The sequence below is a fragment of the uncultured Psychrobacillus sp. genome, from assembly GCF_938022135.1.
Lineage (GTDB): Bacteria > Bacillota > Bacilli > Bacillales_A > Planococcaceae > Psychrobacillus.
This window is the reverse complement of the sequence record NZ_CALIED010000034.1, coordinates 23,264-29,963: the sequence shown is the minus strand read 5'-3', so window position 1 is coordinate 29,963 and position 6,700 is coordinate 23,264. Positions and strand designations below refer to the sequence as shown.

The window sequence follows — 6,700 nt, the reverse complement described above, 5'->3', positions numbered from 1 at the left end:
AGGCAGTTCCTCAGCCACCGGAGCTTTTAACCATTTGACCCCGAGGGGCAAGGCGCTGGAGCTAGCCATCAATTTATCCACAGGTTTCGAAGTTTATAAATTCTTAAACAAAATTAAAACGAAGCGAATGGACTGCTTTCCATTCGCTTCGTTTTAATTTTCGTCTTTTTTAGCTGCATCAATAGCAGCACTTGCTAATTTTGACTTTATCATATCTTCCATTGGAGGGTTGTATAATCCTGCTCTTACATTTAGGTAGTAGCGATGCATCGGATTAGATTGAGAAAGGGCTCTAGAGCCAACTATTTTCATAGCCAAATCGACTATTTTAATAGCTCCATTCGTAACGGCTATTTTAGTAATATCCAGTGACTCTTGAAGGGTCGTCTTATCTTCTGCTTGCTCATATCGTTCCACCGTACCATAGAGCATATGTCTTGCAATGGATAACTCTAGTTCCATTTCGCCTATGATATGCTTAATATTTGGAGTCTCCGCGATTGGCTTTCCTAAAGAGGTGGGGATATAAGAAGCTGCAAAGTCAACTGCGTATTTCCTTGCTGCAGCAGCGATCCCTAAGTAGCAGGCTGGAATATGAAGCATCCATCCCTTTGCTTCTGTCTTGGTAGCAGGTAAGGCTTTCAGGATATGATTTCCGGAAACTCTAACATTTTCTAAAATGAGGGTATGACTTGCAGTTCCTCTCATGGAAAGCATATCCCATGTTTCAAGAATAGAAACACCAGGACTATCCTTAGGTACTACTATCATTTCAACAATGCCGATTTCGTTTGTGCATGTAACTATAATATAATCGAGTACAGGGGAAGCAGATGTAAAAGTTTTCTCACCATTAATAACTAAATCCTTGCCATCCCGTATAACTGTTGTACGGGGAAGAGCACCTCGTGTAGGGCTGCCGGCATTATTTTCAGTGGCTGCACTATTAATGATTGCACCATTTGCTATTTCCTTTAGAAGCCAGTCAGCAGCATCCTGCTCCCAATGGTTGTTTTCTGCATATTCCAAAACGATCCCATTATGCCATCCAATGGATAGTCCTGTAGCACCACTTCCCTCAGAAATAGCTTCCTGTGCTAGTATGTATTCATACAATCCTAAGCCTTGCCCTCCGTACTCCTTTGGTAAAGTTAAAGTAGGATAATCTATATTCTTTAAATCTTGGAAATCGGCAAAAGGGAAGGAGCCGAGTTGATCGAGCTCCGGCTCTCTATGTCTAAAAACTGGTTTTAAATCGTTTATCTTAGAAATTAGCTCAAATTGTTCTTCTGTTTTAATAAATTGGTCCATAGCTTGACATCCTCTCTCTATATATTGCTATGCAAGTCTAGGCGCTTAAATTGATAAAAAGATAAATCAGTGGAAGATACTAGAGATTTTGTTTATTTCATCTTTAGAAAGCTCAATTTCTAGAGTCTTAATATTCTCTAGTACTTGCTCTGGCCTTTTAGCACCAGGAATTACAACGTCAATTGATTCCTGTTTTAAATACCAAGCTAACACGAGATTAGAAACCGCTACATGCTTATTGTTGGCAATTGCCTTCAATTCATCCACTTTATTTAAATTCTGAATGAATGCATCTCCCTGGAACAATGGGTTCTTTGCTCGTCCATCTTCAAATGTACTATTAGGAGAAAATTTTCCTGTCAATAAGCCAGAAGCTAATGGGAAATAAGGTATAAAGGAGATATTATTTTCTAGAGAGTAAGGGATTAAGTCATCTTCTGCATCTCGTTTAAAAAGATTATAGCCAGATTGGATGACTTCAATATAACCATCTTTGTTTCCTTCTCTTAACTGATCCATTGAAAAGTTGGATACCCCTATAGAACGGATTTTTCCTTCCTCTTTTAATCTATGAAGTTCTCCAACAGCCTCATATTTCGGTGTTTGTTCATCTGGAAAGTGTATATAAAATAAATCAATATAGTCTGTTTGTAGCCGTCTTAAGCTGTTTTCGACCGTTTCTCTTAGAAATTTTGGTGAATTGTCTACTTCCATTTTGTCATTCATGTACTTTTGTCCACCTTTTGTAGCAAGAACAACATTAGCTCTTTGTCCTGTCTCTTTAAGTACCTCACCAATTAGAATTTCTGATTTTTCAGGCCCGTACATATACGCGGTGTCGATAAAGTTAATGTCATTTTGTAGGGCTGCACGAACAATTTCTTTACCTGTTTCGTCCTTTAAATTAGGGAATATATTGTGTCCTCCAACAGCATTAGTGCCCAGACCTATTGGATTTACAAATAACCCAGTACTACCAATCTCCACTTTATTAGACATAAAAAACCAACTCCTTTTCTATGGATAATTACTCATTCATCATATCAATAAATAAAATAGCGACCTAATGAAAGAACTTCCAATGTTATTATACTTTTAAATATATTTCCTATGCAGAGGAAAAGTAAACTATTATGTCGAAATATGAATTAATGGGAAACCAGAAAAGAAATATAAATAATTAATAGGTTAGATTCATACATAGAAGTTTTTTAAATAAATAGAAAGTCATTAATGCTCGCCAATTGTAGGTAACAAGTCTATAAAATAAAATTCACAAAGAGGAGGGAATGAATGAAATCTAATATAAGCTATTCAAATAAGCGTTCAAGAGTCTGGATATGGCTAGTGATTATCCCTATTGTGATTACTTTTCTTTCAATGAAATTTCTTCCACCTGCACTTCTCTTTTTGCCGAACTTATTACTAGCATTGTTTTTCCTCCTCTATTTTATGAGGCTCGTCGGGAAGATTAGGAGTGAGAAAGCTAAATAACGTTTCTTTAAGTTATTTCAGCCAATGGAATAACAGCTTATATGTAACATGATCTATTTAATGTTTATATTGATTGCAGCAACTAAAGGTGATGAGTGAGAAAGATAAATCATCCAACACGTTCGTAGTCTGGGTTGATGGTTCTCGCCAATCCCGCGTAAAAGGACCGACTGAGAGCGAAAATCATTATTTATAAATTGAGGAGGAAGGGGTCTCTAATGACTAACATCTATTTTGTAAGACACGCGCATTCAACCTATTCAACAGACGAGGTAGGTCGACCATTATCTCTTAGAGGTTTAAATGATGCAAATCTTGTTGCGAATTTGTTAATGCACCATGATATTGACCATGTTATATCTAGTCCTTATAAAAGGGCTATACAAACTGTAGAAAAAGTGGCACAGCAATTTAATTTGACGATCGAGCTAGTAGAAGGCTTTAGAGAAAGAACATTATCAGAACATCCGGTTCCGAATTTTGATGAAGCAATAGCAAAGGTTTGGGAAGAACCAGCTTTTTCATGGGAGGGAGGGGAATCAAATCTAGTTGCACAGGAGAGAGGTGTAACGTCCTTATTGCAGGTATTAGATGAATGGCAGGATAAAAACGTGGTGATTGGAACTCATGGTAATATAATGGTTTTAATCATGAATTATTTTGATGTCAAATATAATTTAGCTTTCTGGGATCAGCTCCAAATGCCTGATATTTATCAGTTGTCATTTGAAGGTAGAAAATTGAGGGATGTTAAAAGAATATCAGAAGAAGAGGTACTACATGGATATTAAGGGCATTAACCATTTATTATTTTCTGTTTCTAATCTTCAAAGGTCCATACAGTTTTATAAAGAAGTGTTAAATGCAAAACTATTAGTAGTTGGAAATAGTACCGCTTATTTTGACGTAAATGGAATATGGTTAGCTTTAAATGAAGAGCCACATATACCTAGAAATGATATAAAATATTCCTATACGCATATCGCATTTACCGTAGAAGAAAAGGACTTCCAGGATATTTGTAAAAGACTAGAAATATTAAACGTGACAATCCTTCCTTCGCGAAAGAGAGAGGTAAGAGATAAGCAGTCCATTTATTTTACAGATCCAGATGGGCATAAATTCGAGTATCATACTGGTACATTAGAGGATCGTTTGAAGTATTATAAAGAGGACAAGCAACATATGCGGTTTTATGAAGAAGCTTAAAATCCTTTAACACCCATACTTGCAAGGAAGGGTGTTAAAGGTCAATGAGTAAAAGTTGTGGAAAGTTAAAAATATAATCTCATCTCCTATTCATCTCAAAGAATCCCGGCACCTCTTGCGTAACCTTGTTATTGATAATTTTTAGTATCTTTTCTATTAAGTCCTGCTCCAGGTCTTCTCTGTATTCAAAGCTTGTTTGATATAAAACACTTTCCATTTTAGGCTCTAGCTGTTTAAGAAGCTTTAAAATTTCAGCTTCGTCCATTTTATTTCCCCCCTTTTTTCTTTTCTAGGTTATGAACGACAGTATTGGATAGATTGTGTAATGAATTTTCTAGTGCCTCCAGCTTATTTTCAAAACGGTGAAGTAAATAAATGGAGACTACAATTGGAAAGCCGAAGTTGCCAAGTAACTGAACAATATTGCTAGCTTCAATCATACGTAAGCTCCTTTCGAATGTTTTCGATTATATTTCGTCTTGATTTTGAAACCGCTTGTTGCGAAATGCCAAAATAATGTGCAATTTCCCGATCGGTCATTTGTTTTACAAAGACGAGTGATAATATTTTCTTCTGTCGTTCTGAAAGCTTTCTTATACTAAAAAATAATTTGTCAGACGAGATGTGGTCTGAAATGTCATCTGAGAATCCAATAAAGTCTGTAAAAAATCTTTCATGATAAATGACTGATATTTTTTCATCACCGTCTAGTGATAAAATATTCCTCCTTCTGTGAAGACGCTCCTTTTGATCAAATCGTTTACTTTCAAAATGTAATACCTTAAGCACATAGGTTAAGATACGGATATTTTGGTAAAATCTTTTAAACTCTCTATCTAATTTGTTTTTAATCTCTTGGCTATTGGTGTATTGATATTCTTCAAGCATCTTTTGATTGTCAGGGTAGCTGAGAAACTCTTCTATAATCTTTTTATTACCAGTAACCATTTTTAACATTCCCCCCTTGAAAATAGAATGTAATACTTGGCTGGCGCTAAGGAAAAAGGGACTTTAGCAACGAGTGACTTGTTGTTCTCATATAAAGGGATTTTTTTATTATTTTTTACAACTCCCTTGAAATGTTTTTGAAATAAAAGTAAAATATATAATTGTATATCCTAAATATTACTAATATTTGGATAAGAAATATACTAATATTTGTTGTGAAATAAAAAGAAAAAAGTATTATTATTTAATGCACTATAATAAGAATTTCTTTTTTTAAGTGAATTATTGTACAAAATATTGATTTTCGCTATGTTTTTCTTCTTTATTTATAGGGATGTAGAAAAAAGTCGAAAAAATAAAAAAAGGAATTCAGCGATGGAAAGAGAATTATAACCTATACTACATTGCAAGGAGGTGACTTCCGATGGGTGGTAGTATTGGTCTCATAATTAAGCAGGAAAGGTTAAATCGGAATATTAAACAAACGGTTTTGGCCAAAGGGATTTGTTCAACTTCCTATTTAAGCAAGATAGAAAGTAATTCAACGATACCTAGCGAAGATGTAGCACAGCCATTGTTAAAACGATTGAACTTGATGCTAGAAGAAATACCACTGGAAGAAGAAAACAAAGTTATTGAAGACTTATATGCACTATATAAAAGTGCTATTTTAAGTAGAGATCAAGAAATGGTCAGGGAACGCCTGCAGCAATATACATCGCGGAAGATTAATTTTACCAATTTAAAAAATTTTTACAGTTACAATTTATACATGTTTCGATTGATGTTGATTATTAATGAGGAAGTCCTTCAAATCTATCCGATTTACCAAGTCCTAATAAAAATGGAAGCAGATTTTGATGACAAACAAAGGTTTCTTCTAAATTTAAACCTTGGAATATATAACTATTTAATCGCAGAATATTGTACTGCACTAGAAAAGCTTGAAGATGCTCTAAAACTCGTAAACTATAGCTCCTTTGAAGAATGGGAACTCGCCGATTTTCATAATGTTATAAGCTTAAGCTACTTTAAATGTAACGAGTACTTTAATGCCATTAACCATTCTAGTAAATCACTTAAATATTACAAGGATAATCTACTCTTTGAACGGGCAATTGATAGCTATATAGTTACTGGCATGGCCTATAAAAATATGAAAAATTATCAAGAAGCAGAAAAAAACTATAACTTAGCAAAAAAGCTGGCTATGGATTATAAGCTAACTCAATACAAAGGCATGCTTTATCAAAATTTAGGATCTCTCCAGGCTATCCAAGAAAATCATGAAAAGGCAATTGAGTACTATACACTTAGTCTATCGTATAAGGAAGGTCCTCAGCAGGTGGAAGGTTATATGATAACCACACTTTCCATTGTCAAAGAATATTCCAAGCAAAACGACCATAAAAGGGTCCTTAGCTGGTGTGAAGCGGGTTTCAATAAAATGGACGAGGCTAGCATTCAGCAAAGAAGCAATATTAAATCTTACATACACCATCTTCACATATATCAGGCTCTTCATAACAATTCAGAGGAATTTGAAGCTATTGTTAAAAAAGGTATTAATTATTTTGAAAAAGTCCATGACGATCGACATGTTCAAAAGTACTCTATTCTTTTAGCGGACTACTACTATAGGAATAGCAGATTTAAAGCAGCGAATCTTTATTATCAAAAGGCCAATGAAATATTGTTTAGAAAAAAATCTATTACAAAATGGGAGGATTTATAAAAT

Annotated in this window: 8 protein-coding genes; 3 read left to right on the top strand and 5 right to left on the bottom strand. The window is 34.6% G+C overall.

Annotated features, from left to right (window positions below; translation table 11 throughout):
• Positions 1-153: 153 nt before the first annotated feature.
• Entirely contained in the window at positions 154-1,311 is a 1,158-nt protein-coding gene (locus tag Q0371_RS07515) for an acyl-CoA dehydrogenase family protein (protein ID WP_298469982.1), read from the bottom strand.
• Positions 1,312-1,377: 66 nt separating this feature from the next.
• A complete protein-coding gene (locus tag Q0371_RS07510) occupies positions 1,378-2,310 on the bottom strand; it encodes an aldo/keto reductase (protein WP_298469980.1) in 933 nt (310 codons plus the stop codon).
• Between the two features lie 713 nt (positions 2,311-3,023).
• On the opposite strand from Q0371_RS07510, the gene Q0371_RS07505 reads away from it, so the two are divergent.
• Both Q0371_RS07505 and fosB read left to right on the top strand, forming a co-directional pair.
• A complete protein-coding gene (locus Q0371_RS07505; RefSeq protein WP_298469979.1) occupies positions 3,024-3,596 on the top strand; it encodes a histidine phosphatase family protein in 573 nt (190 codons plus the stop codon).
• Entirely contained in the window at positions 3,586-4,014 is a 429-nt protein-coding gene (fosB, locus tag Q0371_RS07500; RefSeq protein ID WP_298469977.1) for a metallothiol transferase FosB, read from the top strand. Before Q0371_RS07505 ends, fosB begins: the two co-directional genes overlap by 11 nt.
• Positions 4,015-4,093: 79 nt before the next feature.
• Here the strand turns inward: fosB and Q0371_RS07495 are convergent, their stop codons facing one another.
• From Q0371_RS07495 to Q0371_RS07485, 3 genes are read right to left on the bottom strand one after another with little or no spacing between them, the layout of a single operon-like run.
• Positions 4,094-4,279, bottom strand: coding sequence for a hypothetical protein (locus tag Q0371_RS07495; protein WP_169361334.1), 186 nt, complete (start codon positions 4,277-4,279; stop codon positions 4,094-4,096).
• A gap of 1 nt (position 4,280) precedes the next feature.
• Entirely contained in the window at positions 4,281-4,454 is a 174-nt protein-coding gene (locus tag Q0371_RS07490) for a YvrJ family protein (RefSeq protein WP_169361335.1), read from the bottom strand.
• The gene (locus Q0371_RS07485) at positions 4,447-4,962 is read right to left on the bottom strand and encodes a sigma-70 family RNA polymerase sigma factor (protein WP_298469975.1); all 516 of its coding nucleotides are present in this window, start codon (positions 4,960-4,962) and stop codon (positions 4,447-4,449) included. Before Q0371_RS07485 ends, Q0371_RS07490 begins: the two co-directional genes overlap by 8 nt.
• 424 nt (positions 4,963-5,386) lie before the next feature.
• Here Q0371_RS07485 and Q0371_RS07480 point away from each other — a divergent pair, with 424 nt between their 5' ends.
• Positions 5,387-6,697: a helix-turn-helix domain-containing protein gene (locus Q0371_RS07480; protein ID WP_298469973.1), complete on the top strand. Its 1,311-nt coding sequence runs from the start codon at positions 5,387-5,389 to the stop codon at positions 6,695-6,697.
• The last annotated feature ends 3 nt before the right edge of the window (positions 6,698-6,700 follow it).

Bases quoted from the DNA above. Each gene is read 5' to 3' on its own strand.
- Q0371_RS07485 (WP_298469975.1), bottom strand. From the start codon at position 4,962: ATGGTTACTGGTAATAAAAAGATTATAGAAGAGTTTCTCAGCTACCCT.
- Q0371_RS07505 (WP_298469979.1), top strand. From the start codon at position 3,024: ATGACTAACATCTATTTTGTAAGACACGCGCATTCAACCTATTCAACA.
- fosB (WP_298469977.1), top strand. From the start codon at position 3,586: ATGGATATTAAGGGCATTAACCATTTATTATTTTCTGTTTCTAATCTT.
- Q0371_RS07490 (WP_169361335.1), bottom strand. From the start codon at position 4,454: ATGATTGAAGCTAGCAATATTGTTCAGTTACTTGGCAACTTCGGCTTT.
- Q0371_RS07515 (WP_298469982.1), bottom strand. From the start codon at position 1,311: ATGGACCAATTTATTAAAACAGAAGAACAATTTGAGCTAATTTCTAAG.
- Q0371_RS07510 (WP_298469980.1), bottom strand. From the start codon at position 2,310: ATGTCTAATAAAGTGGAGATTGGTAGTACTGGGTTATTTGTAAATCCA.
- Q0371_RS07495 (WP_169361334.1), bottom strand. From the start codon at position 4,279: ATGGACGAAGCTGAAATTTTAAAGCTTCTTAAACAGCTAGAGCCTAAA.
- Q0371_RS07480 (WP_298469973.1), top strand. From the start codon at position 5,387: ATGGGTGGTAGTATTGGTCTCATAATTAAGCAGGAAAGGTTAAATCGG.